The 18,616-nt window shown below is 64.4% G+C and carries 17 protein-coding genes and 1 riboswitch; of the genes, 10 read left to right on the top strand and 7 right to left on the bottom strand.

Annotated elements, in window-relative coordinates:
* Nucleotides 1-274 precede the first annotated feature (274 nt).
* Complete coding sequence (locus G3N95_RS23165) at nt 275-1,102, top strand: phosphodiesterase (RefSeq protein WP_205972407.1); 828 nt, start codon at nt 275-277, stop codon at nt 1,100-1,102.
* Between the two features lie 133 nt (nt 1,103-1,235).
* Nucleotides 1,236-2,450, top strand: coding sequence for an MFS transporter (locus G3N95_RS23170; RefSeq protein WP_205972408.1), 1,215 nt, complete (start codon nt 1,236-1,238; stop codon nt 2,448-2,450).
* 38 nt (nt 2,451-2,488) lie between these two features.
* On the opposite strand, the gene G3N95_RS23175 is transcribed toward G3N95_RS23170, so the two are convergent.
* From G3N95_RS23175 to G3N95_RS23195, 5 genes are all read right to left on the bottom strand, one after another.
* A complete protein-coding gene (locus G3N95_RS23175) occupies nt 2,489-2,920 on the bottom strand; it encodes a response regulator (RefSeq protein ID WP_205972409.1) in 432 nt (143 codons plus the stop codon).
* 32 nt (nt 2,921-2,952) lie between these two features.
* A complete protein-coding gene (locus G3N95_RS23180; protein ID WP_205972410.1) occupies nt 2,953-3,597 on the bottom strand; it encodes a response regulator transcription factor in 645 nt (214 codons plus the stop codon).
* A gap of 109 nt (nt 3,598-3,706) precedes the next feature.
* Nucleotides 3,707-4,252, bottom strand: coding sequence for a ferritin-like domain-containing protein (locus G3N95_RS23185; RefSeq protein ID WP_205972411.1), 546 nt, complete (start codon nt 4,250-4,252; stop codon nt 3,707-3,709).
* A 94-nt stretch (nt 4,253-4,346) separates the two neighbouring features.
* Nucleotides 4,347-4,508 carry a DUF1328 family protein gene (locus G3N95_RS23190; RefSeq protein ID WP_012400904.1) on the bottom strand — a complete coding sequence of 54 codons (162 nt, stop codon included), beginning with the start codon at nt 4,506-4,508 and terminating at the stop codon, nt 4,347-4,349.
* Between the two features lie 99 nt (nt 4,509-4,607).
* Entirely contained in the window at nt 4,608-4,784 is a 177-nt protein-coding gene (locus G3N95_RS23195) for a DUF1328 family protein (RefSeq protein WP_109483203.1), read from the bottom strand.
* Nucleotides 4,785-4,987: 203 nt separating this feature from the next.
* On the opposite strand from G3N95_RS23195, the gene G3N95_RS23200 reads away from it, so the two are divergent.
* Nucleotides 4,988-6,472, top strand: a complete 1,485-nt coding sequence (locus G3N95_RS23200) for a sensor histidine kinase (RefSeq protein ID WP_241018844.1) — start codon at nt 4,988-4,990, stop codon at nt 6,470-6,472.
* Between the two features lie 218 nt (nt 6,473-6,690).
* A complete protein-coding gene (locus G3N95_RS23205) occupies nt 6,691-6,828 on the top strand; it encodes an entericidin A/B family lipoprotein (protein WP_205972413.1) in 138 nt (45 codons plus the stop codon).
* 171 nt (nt 6,829-6,999) lie between these two features.
* Here the strand turns inward: G3N95_RS23205 and G3N95_RS23210 are convergent, their stop codons facing one another.
* Nucleotides 7,000-7,788: a DUF4397 domain-containing protein gene (locus G3N95_RS23210; protein WP_205972414.1), complete on the bottom strand. Its 789-nt coding sequence runs from the start codon at nt 7,786-7,788 to the stop codon at nt 7,000-7,002.
* A gap of 364 nt (nt 7,789-8,152) precedes the next feature.
* Between G3N95_RS23210 and G3N95_RS23215 the strand changes: the two genes are divergently transcribed.
* Nucleotides 8,153-10,213 (top strand): NADPH-dependent 2,4-dienoyl-CoA reductase, encoded by a 2,061-nt coding sequence (locus G3N95_RS23215; protein ID WP_205972415.1) that lies wholly within the window; start codon nt 8,153-8,155, stop codon nt 10,211-10,213.
* Nucleotides 10,214-10,252: 39 nt separating this feature from the next.
* Here G3N95_RS23215 and G3N95_RS23220 read toward each other — a convergent pair whose 3' ends face one another.
* Nucleotides 10,253-11,173 (bottom strand): EamA family transporter, encoded by a 921-nt coding sequence (locus tag G3N95_RS23220; RefSeq protein ID WP_205972416.1) that lies wholly within the window; start codon nt 11,171-11,173, stop codon nt 10,253-10,255.
* A 615-nt stretch (nt 11,174-11,788) separates the two neighbouring features.
* A riboswitch (TPP riboswitch) is annotated at nt 11,789-11,916 on the top strand.
* A gap of 106 nt (nt 11,917-12,022) precedes the next feature.
* Here G3N95_RS23220 and thiC point away from each other — a divergent pair.
* From thiC to G3N95_RS23245, 5 genes are all read left to right on the top strand, one after another.
* Nucleotides 12,023-13,954 (top strand): phosphomethylpyrimidine synthase ThiC, encoded by a 1,932-nt coding sequence (gene thiC, locus G3N95_RS23225; protein ID WP_205972417.1) that lies wholly within the window; start codon nt 12,023-12,025, stop codon nt 13,952-13,954.
* 276 nt (nt 13,955-14,230) lie between these two features.
* Nucleotides 14,231-14,443, top strand: coding sequence for a glycine zipper 2TM domain-containing protein (locus tag G3N95_RS23230; protein ID WP_205972418.1), 213 nt, complete (start codon nt 14,231-14,233; stop codon nt 14,441-14,443).
* Nucleotides 14,444-14,804: 361 nt separating this feature from the next.
* Complete coding sequence (locus G3N95_RS23235) at nt 14,805-15,386, top strand: hypothetical protein (protein ID WP_205972419.1); 582 nt, start codon at nt 14,805-14,807, stop codon at nt 15,384-15,386.
* A 303-nt stretch (nt 15,387-15,689) separates the two neighbouring features.
* Complete coding sequence (locus tag G3N95_RS23240) at nt 15,690-17,288, top strand: L-lactate permease (RefSeq protein WP_205972420.1); 1,599 nt, start codon at nt 15,690-15,692, stop codon at nt 17,286-17,288.
* 163 nt (nt 17,289-17,451) lie between these two features.
* Nucleotides 17,452-18,426 carry a DMT family transporter gene (locus G3N95_RS23245; protein WP_205972421.1) on the top strand — a complete coding sequence of 325 codons (975 nt, stop codon included), beginning with the start codon at nt 17,452-17,454 and terminating at the stop codon, nt 18,424-18,426.
* Nucleotides 18,427-18,616: the final 190 nt, after the last annotated feature.

Here is an 18,616-nt window from a genome sequence, read left to right on the forward strand (position 1 = left end):
TGGGGGCCCGCAGGCAAGAACACGGGCTGGCGGTGTGAGCCCGCTTTCTTTGCTTACTTTCTTTGCGGCGGCAAAGAAAGTAAGTGCCGCCCCGCACAGGGGCAACGCCAGCAAACCAGAAGCAAAAAGCGGATGCCGACGCAGAGCCAAAGCCTCAACGTAAATGCATGAACACCGACATGAATACGCGGATGCCAGCGAAACCAAGGCGCTCGCCAGCGAAAAAACCCAGAACGACGACCAGCGTCGCAGACATCGAAAAAAGGACCCAGCTATGTTAATAGCCCAGATCAGCGATCTCCACATCAAGCGCCCGGGCGCACTGGCCTACCGCCGTGTGGACACGGCACCTTATCTGAAACGCTGCGTCGAGCGTCTGAACCAGCTGGACCCACGGCCAGCCGCAGTGGTCATCACCGGCGACCTGGTCGACCAGGGAACCCCGGACCAATACGAACACCTCAAAGCACTGCTAGCGCCGCTGGCCATCCCCTACTACCTGCTGCCAGGCAACCACGACGACCGCGCCAATCTGCGCGCAGCGTTCCCGGACCGCGCAGAACTCCACGCCGGAGGCGACTTCATCCAGTACGCCATCGACATCGGCCCGCTGCACCTGATCGCACTCGACTCGATGGTCCCCGGCCAAAGCGCCGGCCTGCTCTGCGACGCACGTCTCGCCTGGCTCGAACAGCAACTCGACAAGGCCCGCAACAAGCCCGTGATCGTCGCGCTGCATCATCCGCCGTTCGTGTGCGGCATCGGCCATATGGATGAACTCCGGCTCGACCCGGCATCGGCCGAAAAAATGGCGGCCATCGTCGCGCGGCATCCGAATGTCGAACGCGTGATCTGCGGGCATGTGCATCGGCCGATGTTCGTGCGCTTCGGCGGCACGATCGCGTCCGCCGTGCCCGCGCCCGCGCATCAGGTCGCGCTCGATCTCCGCGACGATGCGCCGTCCGCCTTCGTGATGGAACCGCCCGCGTTCGCGCTGCACCGCTACGACAGCGTGAACGGCCTCATCACGCATCACGGCTATGTCGAAGCGGCCGATGGCCCCTATCCGTTCTACGAACCGGAAGGCACCTTGATCGATTAAGTCCGCACGAGCGCGCCACGACGGCCCAGCAAGCGAAAACAGGACGGCGGCAGCGCCCAGCACGATCCGCCCCGCTCCGGTATGATCGGCACGCTCGACTCTCTCCCGCCGGTCTCGTGCCGGCCGCCGCATCATGCCCACACCCGACACCCACCCTGCCGCGTCCGACCGCTCGCTGCGCGGCCTTCTTCTGCTGCTCGCGACCATCGCAGGCGTGTCCGTCGCGAACATCTACTACAACCAGCCGCTGCTCGACGACTTCCGCCAGTCGTTTCCGCAAAGCGCATCGTGGATCGGCGTCGTGCCATCGATGACGCAACTCGGCTACGCGGCGGGCATGCTGCTGCTCGCGCCGCTCGGCGACCGCTTCGACCGGCGCACGCTCATCCTGCTGCAGATCGCGGGCCTCTGCATCGCCCTGCTGTGCGCCGCCGTCGCGCCAAATCTTTCCGTGCTCGTGATCGCGAGCCTCGCGATCGGCGTGCTCGCGACGATCGCGCAACAGGCCGTGCCCTTCTCCGCCGAACTCGCGCCGCCGTCGCAACGCGGTCATGCCGTCGGCACCGTGATGAGCGGACTGCTGCTCGGCATCCTGCTCGCGCGCACGGCGGCCGGCTTCGTCGGTCAGTACCTCGGTTGGCGTGCCGTGTTCGGCGCGTCGATTCTTGCGCTGATCGTGCTGGCCGTCGTCATCCTGTCGAAGCTGCCGCACAGCAAGCCGACCTCGACGCTCGGCTACGGCAAGCTGATCGGTTCGATGTGGCATCTCGCCGTCGAATTGCGCGGCCTGCGCGAAGCGTCGCTGACGGGCGCTGCGCTGTTCGCCGCATTCAGCCTGTTCTGGTCGACGCTCGCGCTGCTGCTCGCGGGCGCACCGTTCCACTACGGGCCGCAAGCGGCGGGACTGTTCGGCATCGTCGGCGCGGGCGGCGCGATGGCGGCGCCCATCGCGGGCAAGTTCGCCGACCGGCGCGGGCCGCGTGCCATCGTGTCGCTGTCGATCGCACTGGCGGCCATCTCGTTCGTCGTATTCGCGGTATCGGGCACGAGCCTCGTCGGTCTGGTGATCGGTGTGATCGTGCTCGACGTCGGCGTGCAGGCCGCGCAGATCTCGAACCAGTCGCGCATCTACGCGTTGAAACCGGAAGCGCGCAGCCGCGTGAACACGGTGTTCATGGTCTGCTATTTCATCGGCGGCGCGGCGGGATCGGCTGTCGGTGCATTCGTGTGGCCGCTGTTCGGTTGGGTCGGTGTGAGCATCGCGGGTCTGGTGTTCACGATGCTCGCCGGCCTCAATCATCTGCGCGGACGTCCCGAGCCGCTGAAGGCCTCCGGCGCAGCGGACTGATTGCCGCCAACGCACGCACGCGAATCATCCGTCCCGGCTTATCGTTCGTCCAGACGCGCCTGCGCATATTCGTGCAGCGCGTCGAGCACCCGGTCGAACTCGAAGGACTTGTCGTAGAAGTGCCGCACGCCGTACTGCTGGCAGCGCTCGCGATAAGCAGGCAGCGCATGGTTGGTCAGCACGGCGGCGAAGGTCGACTCGATCAGGCCTTCCTTTTGCATATAGGCAAGCACGGGCACGCTCGATCCGCCCTTCAGCTGCAGATCGACGATCACGGCATCGAACGCTTCACCGTCCAAGAGCGCGATCGCCTCGTCGGCGGACTCGGCCTGCGCGGACACCTGCATCAGACCTGACGCGTCGATCGCCTCGACGATGCTGCGCCGGATCAGCGGCGAATCCTCGATCAGCAGCACACGCAGCGGCGCGTGGCCGGGATCGTCGTGTGCGGTGGCGGAGTCGGGGTTCATCGGTGGCGTTCCATGCGCGGGTCGTCGAACCGTCATTCGATCAAGCCATTCTTGATCGCGTAGTACGTGATGTCCGCATTGTTCGTCATGTGCATTTTCTCGAGCACGCGCGCGCGGTACGTGCTGACCGTCTTCACCGACAGATGCAGTTCGTCAGCGATGTCGGTCGGAATCTGCCCGGACGCGAGCTTGCAGAAAATCTGGAATTCGCGCTCCGACAACAGCTCATGCGGATGTGAAGTCGCGGGTCTGTCGAGACTGTTCGCGAGCGTATCGGCGACGGCCTCCGACAGATAGCGATGCCCGCGCGCGACCGAGCGGATCGCGCGCACGATCTCGTCGGGCTCGCAATCCTTGTTCAGATAACCGTTCGCGCCCGCGCGCAGCAGGTTGATCGCGTACTGGCTCTCCGGATAGCCGGAGAGGATCAGCACGTTCTGCTCGGGACGCAGCTGACGGATCACACGCAACGTGTCGATGCCGTTCTTGTCGGGCATCGCGATATCGAGCAGCACGACGTCGAACGGGTCGCCGTCCTGCTGCTCGCGCACGAGGCGTATCGTCTCGTCGCCCGTTGCCGCTTCCGCCGCGACGCACATGTCCGGCTCGTCGGCAACGAACTGCCTGAATCCGCCCCGGACGATCGCGTGATCGTCCGCTATCAGCACTCGAATCATCGTTCGTGTTTGACGCAGTGTAGAGAGCAAGGAAGCGCCGACGGCCGAACGCGCGGCGGCCACAGATGCATGCCGCCCGGCGCGTTCGCGTCACGCGTAACACATCCGCCTATTCGCGGCCCGTCAGCAGATCGGCCATGTCGTCCGCATGCTCTTCCTCGACGGCCAGAATCTCCTCGAACAGACGCCGCGTCGTCACGTCGCCGTCGCCGAGGTAACGGATGATTTCGCGGTACGTGTCGATTGCGATGCGCTCCGCGATCAGGTTCTCCCGAATCATGTCGGTCAGTCCGTTGCCTTCCTTGTATTCGGAATGCGAGCGCGCCGTCAGACTGTTCGGCGCAAAATCGGGCTCGCCGCCCAGCTGCACGATACGCGCGGCGAGCGTATCCGCGTGACCCTGCTCTTCATTCGCGTGCTCGAGAAACTCCTGCGCAACCGCTTCCGAATTGATGCCCTTCGCCATGAAGTAGTGGCGCTTGTAGCGCAGCGTGCAGACCAGTTCCGTGGCGAGCGCGCCGTTGAGCAGCTTGAGCACGGTATCGCGGTCCGCGCCGTAGGTCGACGTGACGGGACCTTCGTCCATATCCTTGCGGGCCTGTTGACGAATCCGTTCGAGATCCATCACGAACTCGCCTTTCGATGACTTCGACATTGACTGACTCCTTGTACCGGTATTGTGGGAATCGCACGCTGCCGCCCGCTATGCTGCGCGGCGTGCCGGCGTGCGCCGTGGCGTGAAGCGTCCGCTATGTCCGGAACACGCCGAGCAGCAGCGTGACGACGAACACGACCAGAAAGATGTAGAACAGGATCTTCGCTATTTCGGCGGCGCCGGCAGCAATGCCGGTGAAGCCGAACACGGCGGCGATGATCGCGATCACGAAGAACACGAGTGCGTAATGCAGCATGACGACGGTCCTCCCTGTTTGAGCGATGTGCTTGCGCTGAGCGGTGTGCTTGCGCGGCTCCGTTGAACGGTCCGCTACCAACGTTGCCGTCGGTCGTCGCTAATCGACTATCTTTTTCGTCACGACGAAGCCGAGCACGAGGAACACGACGCACAGGATCAGGAACAGCACGAACAGGAACTTCGCGATAGCCGCCGCGCCTGCCGCAATGCCCGTAAATCCGAGCAGCCCCGCGATCACCGCGATCACGGCAAAGAACAACGCCCACTTGAGCATGATGGCAACCTCCCTGGCTGATGTGTGGCGAATGGAACGCTAACCTTCATCGTAGGGAGCAGTTTGCGTACCCGCATTCGGGCGCGCGCTGTTTTTCATGTGGGAATCCGCCGACACCCGCTTTCGGCCGGCCTTCCGGCGCGTCGTCACGAACGCAAGCGCGCCGCATGACGCTACACTGTCGATGACTTCATGGCATGGAGATGGCAGTGTCAGGTGAAGCTCGAACGGGAGCCGACGCACGACTCGCGACCAGGTTGTCCAACTGGATGCACGAGCGCAGCTGGGCGATCGCGATGACGGTCGCGATCGTCATCACGTGCGGCGGTCTCGTCATTCTCGAAACGGCGCGGCAGCGTATCGCATCGGAATACGAAGCGGCCCTCGAAGCGCGCGGCGTGAGCATGCAACTGGGCGAACTCGACGGGCATCTCGCACGGTTGCAGGCGCACGAAAGCCGTTTTCTTCTGACGACCGGCGACGGCGACGCACGTGACTACTGCGCGAGTGCAGCGGATATCCACCGCAACATTCGCTCGCTCGATGCATATTTCAGGCGCGCCGCCGACAGTGCCGAGTTGGCCAGCTTCACGCAGATTGCCGCGCTGATCGACGCGCGCATCGGCAGCGGCGCACAGGCTCTGCAACACGCTTCGCCCCATCCACTCGATCTCGCCGCGTGCGGCAGCGCAACGCCGAAGAATGGCGTCGACGCGTCGCTCGTGACGAGCACGCTCGCCTTGCTGCGCGACAACGAAGAACGCCGCGCGCAACGCGCGCTCGATGCGAGCCGCGCCGACCAGCGCGTATCGACGCTGGTCGCGGCGGGCCTGTCGGCGCTCAACATCGTGTTGTTCATCCTGCTGTTCCGCAACCTGGGCCTCCAGCTCGACAGCCAGGCGCGCGCGCAGAAACAGTTGATCACGCAGCAGGAAGAACTCGATCGCCTCGTCAACGAGCGCACGCGGCAACTCGAAGCGTTGGGCTGGCATCTGCAGGCCGTCAGCGAAAACGAAAAGACCCAGCTCGCGCGCGAACTGCACGACGAACTCGGGGCCATTCTCACGGCGAGCAAGATGGACGTCGCGTGGGCACGCCGCAAACTGCAGGCGGCCGATCCCGTCGTCGCGGAGAAACTGACACGCGCGCTCGCGACGCTCGATCAGGGCATCGCGCTCAAGCGCCGCATCATCGAAGACATGCGGCCGACGGTGCTCGCGAATTTCGGCCTCGTCACCGCGCTGCGCACGCTCGGCGACGAAGCCGCGCAACGCAACGGCTGGGTGCTCGACCTGCATCTGCCCGACGACGAACTGCATCTCGACGAACAGGTCGAGATCGCGCTGTTCCGCGTCGCGCAGGAGTCGCTGACCAACGCAGCGAAGTACGCGCACGCGACGCAGATCACGATCGCGCTGAGCGCGGGCCACGGCGAAGTGGCGCTGCATATCGCCGACAACGGCATCGGCATCCTGCCCGGCGATCTGACGCGCACGCATACGCACGGGCTGATGGGCATGCGCCAGCGCGTGGCCGCGCGCGGCGGACGTTTCGATATCCGGCGCGGCGAACTGCACGGTACGGATATTCGCGTCGTGCTGCCCGTGCCGACCGTCGGCGTGACGCCTGAGTTGCAACCGCGCGAGCCTGACACGTCCGTCGGACAGGCGCCCCTCGAACGTCTTTGAGATAGCGTGTGCCGTCCTCGCCGCACCGCGTAGGATTGCGCCGACAAGAAAATCGTCGCGTCTCCGACAGCATCGCGGCAACGCGTCTCTTACCATGAAATCAGACCGGATCGGCTGGCGCAATGCCCCGGTCGGACGACAGGACGCGCATGACGCGCGAATCGATCGAAGCATCCGTCGAATATTCCTTCGAATATTCCTGAAAAGGGAGAAGACTCATGACACGATTTATCGCACTCCTGCTGCTCGCGGGCACCACGCTGATCGCCGCCTGCAACACGATGGCCGGCGCAGGCCAGGACATCTCGAAGGGCGGCAACGCCATCACGAACTCGGCCGAAAAACATTCGGACTGAATCCAAAGCCATTCCGCCGATTCGATCCGGTTCATCACGTACTGCAAGCCGCCGCGTCTAACGCGGCGGTTTTTTTTCGCCGACGCCAAACAGAACGGCGGCTCATTTGCATGAGCCGCCGTGCCGTTCCCCCTGCTACTGCTTTTTATCGGGCCTTGTCGTCTGTATTCGTTATTGGCCGTTCAACGTATTCGTCAATTCGAGCGCGGGTTGCGAGGTGTTGCCCCCCTGTGCGACCAGCAGGTGGATCTGGTTCGGCAGCAACTGGGTGAGCACGCCGCCGATCGGCACCGACGTCACCAGCCAGTCCGCGTTGTTCGCGAGATCGAACGAGTTCGACTGGAAGATCGGCGTCTTGCTGCCCGCCGTCGTCGCAATCAGCACATACGTGCCGCCCGATACATAGACGGAATCCTGACCGCTCGCGGGCACCGCGTTCTTGTACGACACGCCCGCCAGCGTCGGACTCGCGCTCGATATGTTGGTGTTGTTCGACGGCACCAGATACAGGTCGAGGTTCGAGGCATTCAGCGAGGCGTTGAAGCCACGCACGCGCGCGCTGCCCGACAGCAACCCCTTGTCGAACGGATCGTCGATCAGGCCGATATCCGCGCCCGACGCACCCGGCACCGCGATCACCGTGTATTCGTGACCCTTCGCGACATCCGGAAACGAACCACTTGCCAGCGGCGTCGTGCTGCCCGCAGTCGCATAAGCAACCGTGGTCGCACCCGTGTTGATATTCGCGAAGTTGGTCACGTTCTTGTACGCGATGTTCTTCTGCAACGCGCTGCCGTTGACGAGGAAGTCGACCGTCGGCCCGCTCGGAATCGCGTGCACGAAATGGATCAACGGATTCTGCAAGCCAAGCTCCTTGCCGACGTCGTTCGAACCTCCGCCGCACGCCGATACCAGCGCGGCTGCCCCGACGAGCGCCGCAATCGTTCTGATCGTTTTCATTTGCCACCTCTCCCTGTTGGGCCGAAGCCCGTTGATCTGCAGACGTGTCGCCTGCGCGGGCGGCCTGTTCGTCGTCGACGTTATGGTGTCGTTTTTCGTCGAGCCGGCGCGCCGGCGCATTCGCAATGGCGACGCGCCTTTCATGCGTCCACGAGGTCGGTCAGCGCGCGAATGATCGGTTTTGCCCGCATCGATTGGACGACTGCAAACAGCAATCGCTGTGCCGGGGCGGCCATTCGCGACGAAAGGCGAATAACGCGTCGTCAGGAATCCGGGGTTGGAAGCAATTAGAATTTTTCCTCGGAGGTTTTGCGTGCGCCCGCGTGTATCGTTCGAGCGCGTCCAACTTTACATGGTGCCTTGCATGTCTTACCCGCGGCTCTTGTCCGAACTCGATCTGGGCTTCACGCGCCTGCGCAATCGCGTCGTGATGGGTTCGATGCATACGGGCATGGAGGACCGCTTCTGGAACTATCCGAAGCTCGCCGCGTACTTTCGCGAGCGCGCGAAAGGCGGCGTGGGACTCATCATCACGGGCGGCATCTCGCCGAATCGCGAGGGCTGGCTGCTGCCGTTCGGCGGCACGCTGAACTCGGTCTTCGATCTGCACAATCACCGCAAACTGACGCGTGCGGTGCACGAAGAAGGCGGCAAGATCGCGCTGCAGATCCTGCATGCGGGGCGCTACGGCTACCAGCCGTTGGTTGTGTCGGCGTCGGCGTTGAAGTCGCCCATCTCGATGTTCAAGCCCCGCGCGCTGTCTATCGCGGGCATCGCGAGGACGGTGCGCGCTTACGCCCGCTGCGCGCGGCTCGCGCAACGCGCGGGCTACGACGGCGTCGAGATCATGGGCAGCGAAGGCTATCTGCTGAACCAGTTTCTCTGTCCACGCACGAACCGGCGGGACGACGCCTACGGCGGTTCGCTCGACAACCGGATGCGGCTCGCGCGCGAAATCGTCGAGGCCGTGCGCGCCGCGTGCGGCGAGCGTTTCATCGTCGTGTACCGGCTGTCGCTGATCGATCTCGTCGAAGGCGGCAACACGTGGGATGAAACCGTGCAGGTCGCTCGCGCGCTCGAAGCGGCGGGCGTCACGATGTTCAACACGGGTATCGGCTGGCACGAGGCGCGTGTGCCGACCATCGTCACGTCCGTGCCGCGTGCCGCGTTCGCACCGTTGACGGCGCGTCTGAAGGCAGCCGTCGACGTGCCCGTGATCGTCTCCAATCGCATCAACACCCCGGAGGTCGCGGAAGATCTGCTCGCGCAAGGCGCGGGCGATCTGGTGTCGATGGCGCGCCCGCTGCTCGCCGACCCGGACTTCGTCGCGAAAGCCGCCGAAGGCCGCGCGGACGAAATCAACACCTGTATCGCGTGCAATCAGGCATGCCTCGATCACACGTTCCAGAACCAGCGCGCGACCTGTCTCGTCAATCCGCGCGCGGGCCGCGAGACGGAACTCCTGTACACGCCGCTCGGTGCACATCGGCAGCCGCGCGCCGTCGCCGTGATCGGCGCGGGACCGGCGGGATTGTCGGCGGCGACGGTGGCGGCCGCGCGGGGTCATCGCGTGACGCTGTTCGATGCGGCCGACGCGATCGGCGGCCAGTTCAATCTGGCGATGCGTGTGCCCGGCAAGGAAGAATTCAGCGAGACGATCCGCTACTTCGGCAGCCAGTTGCGCAAACATGGCGTCGACGTACGGCTCGACACGCGCGTCGACCCTGCTCTGCTCGCGGCCACGCCCTTCGACGACGTGATCGTCGCGACGGGCATCGTGCCGCGCCGCCCGGCGATTCCAGGCATCGACGGGCCGAACGTGCTGTCGTATGTCGACGTGCTGCGCGGCGCGCAGGTCGGGCGGCGCGTTGCGGTGATCGGCGCGGGCGGCATCGGCTTCGACGTCAGCGAATTCCTGCTGCATCGGGCGGGCGAACCGCTGCCGCTGTCGCGGCAAGCATGGATGGACGAATGGGGCGTCGATCTGTCCGTCAGCGAGCGTGGCGGCCTCAAGACGCCGGCCCCTTGCGTTCCCGGGCGTGAGATCTGGCTGTTGCAGCGGAAGGCCGGCAAGCTCGGCGCGGGACTCGGCAAGACCTCGGGCTGGGTGCATCGCGCGGCGCTCATCCGCAACCAGGTGAAGATGCTCGATGGCGTGTCGTACCGGCAGATCGCGGGGCGCGGTCTGTTGATCGAGCGCGCGGGCAGCGAGCAATGGCTCGACGTCGATACGGTCGTGGTATGCGCCGGACAGGAGTCGCTGCGCGATCTCTACCCAGCTGGGTCCGCTGCTGCATCCGGCTCGGGTGCTACGTCTGCGGGCGGCGGTCCGCGCTTCCACTTGATTGGCGGTGCGTCGGTGGCGGCAGAACTCGATGCAAAACGAGCGATCCGCGAAGGCGCGGAACTGGCAGCGCGGCTGTAGTTCTTCGCGGCGGCGCCATCGCCGCTGCCGTCCTGCCGCTTATGCCGGCTTGCCGCGCCGCCGGTAGTCGAACCAGAACGACAGCCCGACGCTCGCCAGAATCACGCCCGTCGCGATCACGGTCGAGCGCGTCACGGGTTCGCCGAGCAGCAGCGCCCCCAGCGCCACCGCGACGACCGGGTTCACGTACATGCACGAACTCGCGATGATCGGGCTCGTATGCCGGATCAGAAAGCCGTACGCGACGTAGGCGGCCATCGTGCCGATCAGCATCAGATACAGGAACGCGAGCATCGGCAGGAAGTGCAGGTCCATCATCCGCTCGCCCGACACCCACGCGACCATCGTCGACATCGCGCCACCCAGTCCGATCTGGAGCGAAGTCGACAGAAACAGGTCCGACGGCAGCTTCAGGCGCGACGCGAGGTGCGCGCCGCCCGCCCAGAACAGCGCGCCGCAAAGGATCGCGAGACTGCCGCCCGCCGAGCCTTGGGTCTGGTCGCCGTGGCTGAGAATCGCAATGCCCACCAGCCCGAGTCCGACGGCGAACCATTCGCCCCTGGCGATCTTGCGCCCCGCAATGGCCGCGATGACGGTCGCGAAGAGCGGCACAGTCGCGACCATCACGGCTGCCGTGCCCGTGCCGACGGTACGCATCCCGTACGCGAGCATGCCGCTCGACAAGCCCACCAGCATCGTGCCGACCAGCCCGGCATTGCGGATTTCCGTCAGCGGCGGCCAGACGGGCTTGCGGCGCATCGCGAAGATGAACAGCCCCACGCCGGCGAAGAAATTCCGCAATCCCGACATCAGGAGCGGCGGGAACGAACCGAGCGCGACGTGCACGGCGAGATAGGTCGAGCCCCAGACGATATACACGACGCCGAGCGCGAGCGCGATCTGTCCGCCATGCGATTGCGGCAACCGGAACGGAAAACGGTCAGGAAGGTTGAACGCCACGTTAGCCCACCCGTGCCGGCAATGGCGCCGCGGCCCCGCTGAAAACCCGTGAACAGGACGGCAGACGCCGTGTCGACGACACGGCATGAAGGGCAAAGCGGGCTGGCATGGCAGTAGAGCGGTAAACGACGGTCGAACGGTTGTCGGACGGCAAGGGAGCACCAGGTCAATGGCGCGAATTGATGGCTTTCTTGATGCAGAATGCAACAACAGCGGCCAACGGGCGCGAATCGCCGCGCCGCCGAGCATTATGCAATATCTGGACAACGCTTCGGCAAGAGAATCGTAACTTTCGTTGCAAGGGAGACGAAAACGCAAAAATAGGCCGCGAGCGCGGGGCGCTACCGTTATCGCGTGTCGTTTGCTTAGGCTGACTGATTAATGAGCCACCCCGATCGAGCGCGAGTGCTTGCATCGGACGACGCCGGAGCGACTTCCCGGGCATTAATGAGAAAACAGCCTGAGTCGCAGACAGTTCGACCGACGACGCTGCAATCTCCCTGAAAGCCAGCCGCTGCGCGCCTGCCGCGCAGGTCGACACCACCTGCGCCCGCCGTTATCGCCACAATTTCAAGACGTGTTGCCAAACCCCGTCCCGCCAGGTTATCGTGTGCGCTGCTAACGCGGGGGTCCTGCGTTGTGCGTCGCCGGGAAGCAAGACGGCACTGCACGGCGTGGGTGAGAAATACCCTTTGAACCTGATCTGGATAATGCCAGCGCAGGGAAGCGTTCGGGCTCGCCGCTTCACCTGCCGTACCGTTTCACCCTCCTCGCGCGAACCCGGTCCACTTCCCCTCCGTCTCGTTCTCCTGCGTAGCTGTAACGCCCCACAATTGCATGGAGAGACGCATGAACGCCAACCCGAAATTCATTTCCGCGAACGCGCACGTCGACGAGGCCGCCGTCGCGCCGCTGCCGAACTCGCGCAAGGTCTACGTGACCGGTTCGCAACCCGACATCCGCGTGCCGATGCGTGAAATCACGCAGGCCGATACGCCGACGGGCTTCGGCGGCGAAAAGAATCCGCCCATCTACGTGTACGACACGTCGGGCCCGTACACCGATCCCGACGCGAAAATCGACATCCGCGCCGGCCTGCCCGCGCTGCGCCAGCGCTGGATCGAGGCGCGCGGCGATACGGAATCGCTGCAGGGGCTGTCGAGCGAATACGGCCGCGAGCGCGCCGCCGATCCCGCCACCGCGCAGCTGCGCTTTCCCGGCCTGCACCGCACGCCGCGCCGCGCACAGCCCGGCAAGAACGTGTCGCAGATGCACTACGCGAAGCAAGGCATCATCACGCCGGAAATGGAATACATCGCGATTCGCGAGAACCAGCGCCGCGCCGAGTATCTGGAAAGCCTGAAGACGAGCGGCCCGAACGGCGCGAAGCTCGCCGCGATGATGGGCCGCCAGCATCCGGGCCAGGCGTTCGGCGCGACCGCGTTCGGTCCGAACGGGCTGCAGGCGATCACGCCCGAGTTCGTGCGCGAAGAAGTCGCGCGCGGCCGCGCGATCATCCCCGCGAACATCAATCACCCGGAAAGCGAGCCGATGATCATCGGCCGCAACTTCCTCGTGAAGATCAACGCGAACATCGGCAATTCGGCCGTGACGTCGTCGATCGGCGAGGAAGTCGACAAGATGACGTGGGCGATCCGCTGGGGCGGCGATACGGTGATGGATCTGTCCACCGGCAAGCACATTCATGAAACGCGCGAATGGATCATCCGCAATTCGCCCGTTCCCATCGGCACGGTGCCGATCTATCAGGCGCTCGAAAAGGTCAACGGCAAGGCCGAAGATCTGACTTGGGAGATCTTCCGCGACACGCTGATCGAACAGGCCGAGCAAGGCGTCGATTACTTCACGATTCACGCCGGCGTGCGTCTGCAATACGTGCCGCTCACCGCGAACCGGATGACGGGCATCGTGTCGCGCGGCGGCTCGATCATGGCGAAGTGGTGCCTCGCGCATCACAAGGAAAGCTTCCTGTACGAGCACTTCGAAGATATCTGCGAAATCATGAAGGCGTACGACGTGAGCTTCTCGCTCGGCGACGGCCTGCGCCCCGGCTCGATCTACGACGCGAACGACGAAGCGCAGCTCGGCGAACTGAAGACGCTCGGCGAACTCACGCAGATCGCGTGGAAGCACGACGTGCAGGTGATGATCGAAGGCCCAGGCCATGTGCCGATGCAGCTCATCAAGGAAAACATGGACCTGCAGCTGGAATGGTGCGACGAAGCGCCGTTCTACACGCTCGGACCGCTGACGACGGACATCGCGCCCGGCTACGACCACATCACGTCAGGCATCGGCGCGGCGATGATCGGCTGGTTCGGCACGGCGATGCTCTGCTACGTGACGCCGAAGGAGCACCTCGGCCTGCCGAACAAGGACGACGTGAAGACGGGCATCATCACCTACAAGCTCGCCGCGCACGCCGCCGATCTGGCGAAGGGCCATCCGGGCGCGCAGGTGCGCGACAACGCGCTGTCGAAGGCGCGCTTCGAGTTCCGCTGGGAAGACCAGTTCAACCTCGGCCTCGATCCCGACAAGGCGCGTGAGTTCCACGACGAAACGCTGCCGAAGGACTCGGCGAAGGTGGCGCACTTCTGCTCGATGTGCGGCCCGCACTTCTGCTCCATGAAGATCACGCAGGACGTGCGCGACTATGCCGCGAAGGAAGGCATGAGCGACACGGACGCGCTGAAGAAAGGCATGGAAGTGAAGGCCGTCGAGTTCATCAAGAGCGGCGCGGAGATTTATCAGCGTCAATGATGCGCGCGTCGTTGCAACGCGCTCTCTAAAGCGAAGCCCGCCTGTCGTTCAAGGCGGGCTTTTTTGCGTGCGATTTTTACCGCGTTGGGTGGTATCACGCAGGTTCTTTTTACGTCACGCCGTGATTATTCGAGAGAGCGAAACATTTGATTACCAAACCGACACTTTCCTGACAAGCCCATACAAACAGAAACGGCACCCGGCGATACCATCGAATCACCCGATCGGGAGCGCAATTTGCGAATCCCGTCGATAGAAACATAAGGGAGTCGAATCATGAAAACCTTCCATCGAGTCGGTGCGCTGGCCACGCTCGTGGCCGTGGTAGCCAGTCTGTCCGCCTGCGACGGCATGACCCGACGACAACGCGATACCGCGATCGGCGCAGGCGTCGGCGGCGCAGCGGGGGCGGCCATCGGCGGCAATGCGCTGTCGACGCTGGGCGGCGCGGCCGTCGGCGGGGTGATCGGCAACCAGGTCGGCAAGTAACGCAGCGAAGTTTTGACTGAAGCGCGACCACGTGGATGACGCGGTCGCGCGCAACGTGAAATACGACAAATCGCCGTCGAAGGCGATGCAGGCAAACGGCCTCGACATCTCGCGCCTGCGATGCTGCGGGCGCGAGACTTCGGAAGCCGAAGGGAGATGGGCAGAGTCCGGCGCGCACGTACGCGCCGGACATGACCCTTGCCGTTCAGCTGTGCGCGCGGACCGTCCGCGTGAAATACCCCGTTACCACTTTGTGACGTACCCGCCGGAACGCTGACGTACTCTCAATAGATAGCACGCGTGAAACCGCTCGAATCGGGCGGGTGGAGTGCGCGCGCTGCGACATAACGAGGAGCACGTCATGAATCCGCTCGATGCAACGTTGCGCACCGCCGGCGCCGTTGCAGCGCTGGCATTGTCGGGCGCGTTGTCCGGCTGCTACTACTATGCGCCGTACGGCTACTATCCTGGCTACGGATACTATCCCGGCTATCCCGCCGCCTACCCCGCTGTGCCGACGGCGGCAACCCAGCAAGCCTACCCCGTCGCACCCGGCGACGCCGCGGCGCCGCCGTCGGGGCACGAAGAGTTCTCGATGCCCACCGATGCCGCGTACGGCATGCCGCCGGCCGGTTCCGACGTCGGCTCCGCCTATGCCGCGCCTGCGTACTATCCCGTTGCTTATCCTCCCTATCCTGCCTACCCGTATGGCTATCCTTACTACGGTTACCCCTACTACGGATGGCCCGGCTGGTGGGGGCCGTCGATATCGCTGAGCTTCGGCTACTGGGGCGGCTGCTGCGGCGGCCACTACGGCCACTACGGCTACTACGGACATCACGGCTATTGGGGAGGCGGCGGCCACGGAACCTGGGGCGGCAGTCACGGCGGATGGGGCGGCGGAAATACCTGGGCGAGCGGCGGCCACGGGCGGTCGCATTGAAACGACGCGCGCTGCATGCACGCCTTGTATCCGGGCGATGACGCGCGCGCGCCGATTACCAGGCGCTGCTACGAACCAGCGCCTGCTTCTATTCCCGCAACAGCTTCCTTCGTTTTCCCTGCTTGACGGAAATCGCCAGCGTTCTATGCTGGCGGTTGCTAGTGCAACACCTGTTTAATTACGCAGTCCCCCGCCCCCGCGTTCCCACTCCGCGCCGGGCACAGCCTTCATCCGTCCAGCCCTGCCGCTTCGCCGCGTAGGCGTAGTCTTCGCGTCGAATCGAACAACAACGAAGGAGACGTGATGTTTCATCAGCTATTGACGCCCATCGGCAACTCGCTGTTGCCATCGTTCATCGTTGCCGCCTTGCCTATCATCGTCGTGCTCGTACTGCTTGGCTGGGCTCGGCGCCCGGCGTGGCAGGCCTCGCTTGCCGGTCTCGTCGTCGGCTTGCTGATCGCGATTTTCGGCTGGCAGTTCCCCATCGGTCTCGCGCTCGATTCCGTCGCGGCAGGCGCCGTGTTCGCCTGCTGGCCCGTGATGTGGATCGTCGTGACGGCGATCCTGCTCTACAACATCGCGCAGTATTCGGGACGCTTCGCGGCCTTCCGCATGTGGATGATCGACAATCTGCCGAACGACCGGCGCATCGTGCTGGTCGTGATCGGCTTTTCGTTCGGCGCGCTGTTCGAAGGCATCTCGGGCTTCGGCACGCCGATCGCGATCACCAGTTCGCTGCTGATCCTGCTCGGCTTTCCCGCCCTCGAAGCGCTGACCTTCACGCTGATCTTCAACACAGCGCCCGTCGCGTTCGGCGCGCTCGGCGTGCCCATCACGGTGCTCGGCGCCGTCACGCACCTGCCCACCGATGCGCTCGCCAAGATGGTCGGCCGCCAGTTGCCGTTCTTCGCGCTCGCACTGCCGTTCTACGTGATCGGCGTGTACGCGGGCTTTCGCAACATGCTGCGCGTGTGGCCCGTGCTGCTCGTGTCGGGCGGCAGCTTCGCGCTCACGCAGTTCGTCACGTCGAACTTCATCAACTACAGCCTGACGGACGTGCTGTCGTCGCTGGTTTCGCTGATCCTGACCATCGCCTTCCTGCGCGTCTGGCGCCCCGCCGCCGATCCTGCGTTCGCCATCAACGTCGATCGCGTGAACGAGACGCGCGGCAAGATCACGGGCACGCAGGGCTGGTATCCGTGGCTGATCGTGTCGGCCGTCGTGATCGTCTGGACGATCGCGAAAGTTTTCATGATCGGCGACGTGAAGGTGCCGTGGCCGGGTCTCGACAAAGCCGTCTACATCACGCTGTACAACACGCCGTACGGCGCAATCTGGGACTTCCAGCCGCTCGCGACGGGCACTGCGATTCTCGTCGCCGCGATCATCACGGCACTCGTCGTGAAGCTGTCAGCGGCCGACTTCGGCCGCGCGATCGTCGATACCTGGGTGCAAACGCGCATCGCCATTCTGACGGTGGCTACCATCGTCGGCCTCGCGTATCTGATGAACTACTCGGGGATGAACTACACGTTGGGGCTCGGTGTGGCGTCCGTCGGCGCATTCTTTCCGCTGGTGTCGGCGTTCCTCGGCTGGGTGGCCGTGTTCCTGTCCGGTAGCGACACGTCGGGCAACGCGCTGTTCGGCAATCTGCAGGTGGTGGCCGCCAATCAGCTGAACCTGAACCCGGTGCTGATGGCCGCGACGAACTCGTCGGGCGGCGTGATGGGCAAGATGATCTCGCCGCAGAATATCTCGACGGGCGTCGCGACGACCGATCTCAAAGGCAAGGAAGGCTACGTGTTCGCGAAGACCTTCAAGCATTCGATCCTGCTGACCGTTCTGCTCGGCATTCTCGTATGGCTGCAGCAAAACGTGCTGCAGTGGATGATTCCGCATTGACGCATTGCACTACCGAAGCGGGCGCGATCCGTACGCGCCCGCTTCGCTGTACGTGCGCGCGCGTATTACGCGCATGCGCGATAACCCCCTTCCCCGCCGGCGAATTGCCGGTTCTTGCTATTTCATTCCATCGTGAAACGATGCGCGTAGGGCCGGTGTTAACATGCGTACGCATCGCGACTCAACTGCGCGCGACACCCTCACGATGAATCCAGTCAATGTCTTCCAGCTTCTGATCCTCGCCGCGCTATGGGGCGCGTCGTTCCTGTTCATCCGCGTCGGCGTCGGTGACTTCGGTGTCGCGCCGCTGATGGCGCTGCGCGTCGGCATCGGCGCGCTGTTCCTGCTGATCGTGCTCGTCGCGCGGCGTCCGCTGCGCGAGTCGGCCGCGACGCTGCGTAAGCGCGCATTGCCGCTGCTCGTGGTCGGCATTCTCAATTCGGCCGCGCCGTTCTGTCTGTTCGCGTATGCGGAAATCACGCTGTCAGCGGGCGTCACTTCCGTTATCAACGCGACCACGCCGCTGTGGGGCGCGCTCGTCGCCTTCGTGTGGCTCAAGGACCGTCTGAGCGCGCTGCGCAGCATCGGCCTCGTGATCGGTTTCGCCGGTGTGCTGATGCTCGTCTGGGATCAGATCGCCGCGCCGAGCGGGACCAATGTGTCGCCCACGACGACGGCGCTCGCGGCCGCCGCCGCGCTGGGCGCGACGCTGCTCTACGGTGTCGCCGCCAGCTACACGAAAAAGCATCTGATGGGCGTCGACGCGCTGACCGTCGCGACGGGCACAATGATCGGCGCGACCATCGTGCTCTTGCCGCTCGCCATTGCGTCGTGGCCGGCGGTTGCGCCGTCGATGAAGGCATGGGGTTCGGTGATGGCGCTGGGCGTCGCCTGCACGGGCATCGCCTACATGCTGTTCTTCCATCTGATCGCCATCGCCGGTCCGGCGCGCGCGATTACCGTCACGTTCGTCATTCCGATCTTCGGCATCCTGTGGGGCGCGCTGTTTCTCGGCGAACGCGTGTCGATCGGCATGGTCGAGGGTTGCGCGGTGATTCTCGTCGGCACGGCACTCGCGACGGGCGTCATCAAGCGTATTCCGGGCTTCGGCGGACGACGCGTTGGAGAACGCTGCTGAGTCGCGTGGCTGCCGGATTACGTTCGGCGCGTTAAACGCCGCCGCAGAGAAGAACAATAGCCTGCGCTTTGATCCTGGAGCGCAGGCCTTCACACCGTTCACCGCACATTCGCCGCGAAGCGCCCGGCATAGCGTTTTGCGGCTGACGGCGCACAAATCTCTGATTCGACGTGAAAAGCAGCGAAGGACG

Source organism: Paraburkholderia sp. Tr-20389 (assembly GCF_017104565.1).
Lineage (GTDB): Bacteria > Pseudomonadota > Gammaproteobacteria > Burkholderiales > Burkholderiaceae > Paraburkholderia.

Bases quoted from the DNA above. Each gene is read 5' to 3' on its own strand.
- G3N95_RS23240 (WP_205972420.1), top strand. From the start codon at position 15,690: ATGTTTCATCAGCTATTGACGCCCATCGGCAACTCGCTGTTGCCATCG.
- G3N95_RS23180 (WP_205972410.1), bottom strand. From the start codon at position 3,597: ATGATTCGAGTGCTGATAGCGGACGATCACGCGATCGTCCGGGGCGGA.
- G3N95_RS23195 (WP_109483203.1), bottom strand. From the start codon at position 4,784: ATGCTCAAGTGGGCGTTGTTCTTTGCCGTGATCGCGGTGATCGCGGGG.
- G3N95_RS23190 (WP_012400904.1), bottom strand. From the start codon at position 4,508: ATGCTGCATTACGCACTCGTGTTCTTCGTGATCGCGATCATCGCCGCC.
- G3N95_RS23215 (WP_205972415.1), top strand. From the start codon at position 8,153: ATGTCTTACCCGCGGCTCTTGTCCGAACTCGATCTGGGCTTCACGCGC.
- G3N95_RS23245 (WP_205972421.1), top strand. From the start codon at position 17,452: ATGCGTACGCATCGCGACTCAACTGCGCGCGACACCCTCACGATGAAT.
- G3N95_RS23185 (WP_205972411.1), bottom strand. From the start codon at position 4,252: ATGTCGAAGTCATCGAAAGGCGAGTTCGTGATGGATCTCGAACGGATT.
- G3N95_RS23205 (WP_205972413.1), top strand. From the start codon at position 6,691: ATGACACGATTTATCGCACTCCTGCTGCTCGCGGGCACCACGCTGATC.
- G3N95_RS23230 (WP_205972418.1), top strand. From the start codon at position 14,231: ATGAAAACCTTCCATCGAGTCGGTGCGCTGGCCACGCTCGTGGCCGTG.
- G3N95_RS23165 (WP_205972407.1), top strand. From the start codon at position 275: ATGTTAATAGCCCAGATCAGCGATCTCCACATCAAGCGCCCGGGCGCA.
- G3N95_RS23200 (WP_241018844.1), top strand. From the start codon at position 4,988: ATGGCAGTGTCAGGTGAAGCTCGAACGGGAGCCGACGCACGACTCGCG.
- G3N95_RS23170 (WP_205972408.1), top strand. From the start codon at position 1,236: ATGCCCACACCCGACACCCACCCTGCCGCGTCCGACCGCTCGCTGCGC.
- G3N95_RS23235 (WP_205972419.1), top strand. From the start codon at position 14,805: ATGAATCCGCTCGATGCAACGTTGCGCACCGCCGGCGCCGTTGCAGCG.
- G3N95_RS23210 (WP_205972414.1), bottom strand. From the start codon at position 7,788: ATGAAAACGATCAGAACGATTGCGGCGCTCGTCGGGGCAGCCGCGCTG.
- G3N95_RS23175 (WP_205972409.1), bottom strand. From the start codon at position 2,920: ATGAACCCCGACTCCGCCACCGCACACGACGATCCCGGCCACGCGCCG.
- thiC (WP_205972417.1), top strand. From the start codon at position 12,023: ATGAACGCCAACCCGAAATTCATTTCCGCGAACGCGCACGTCGACGAG.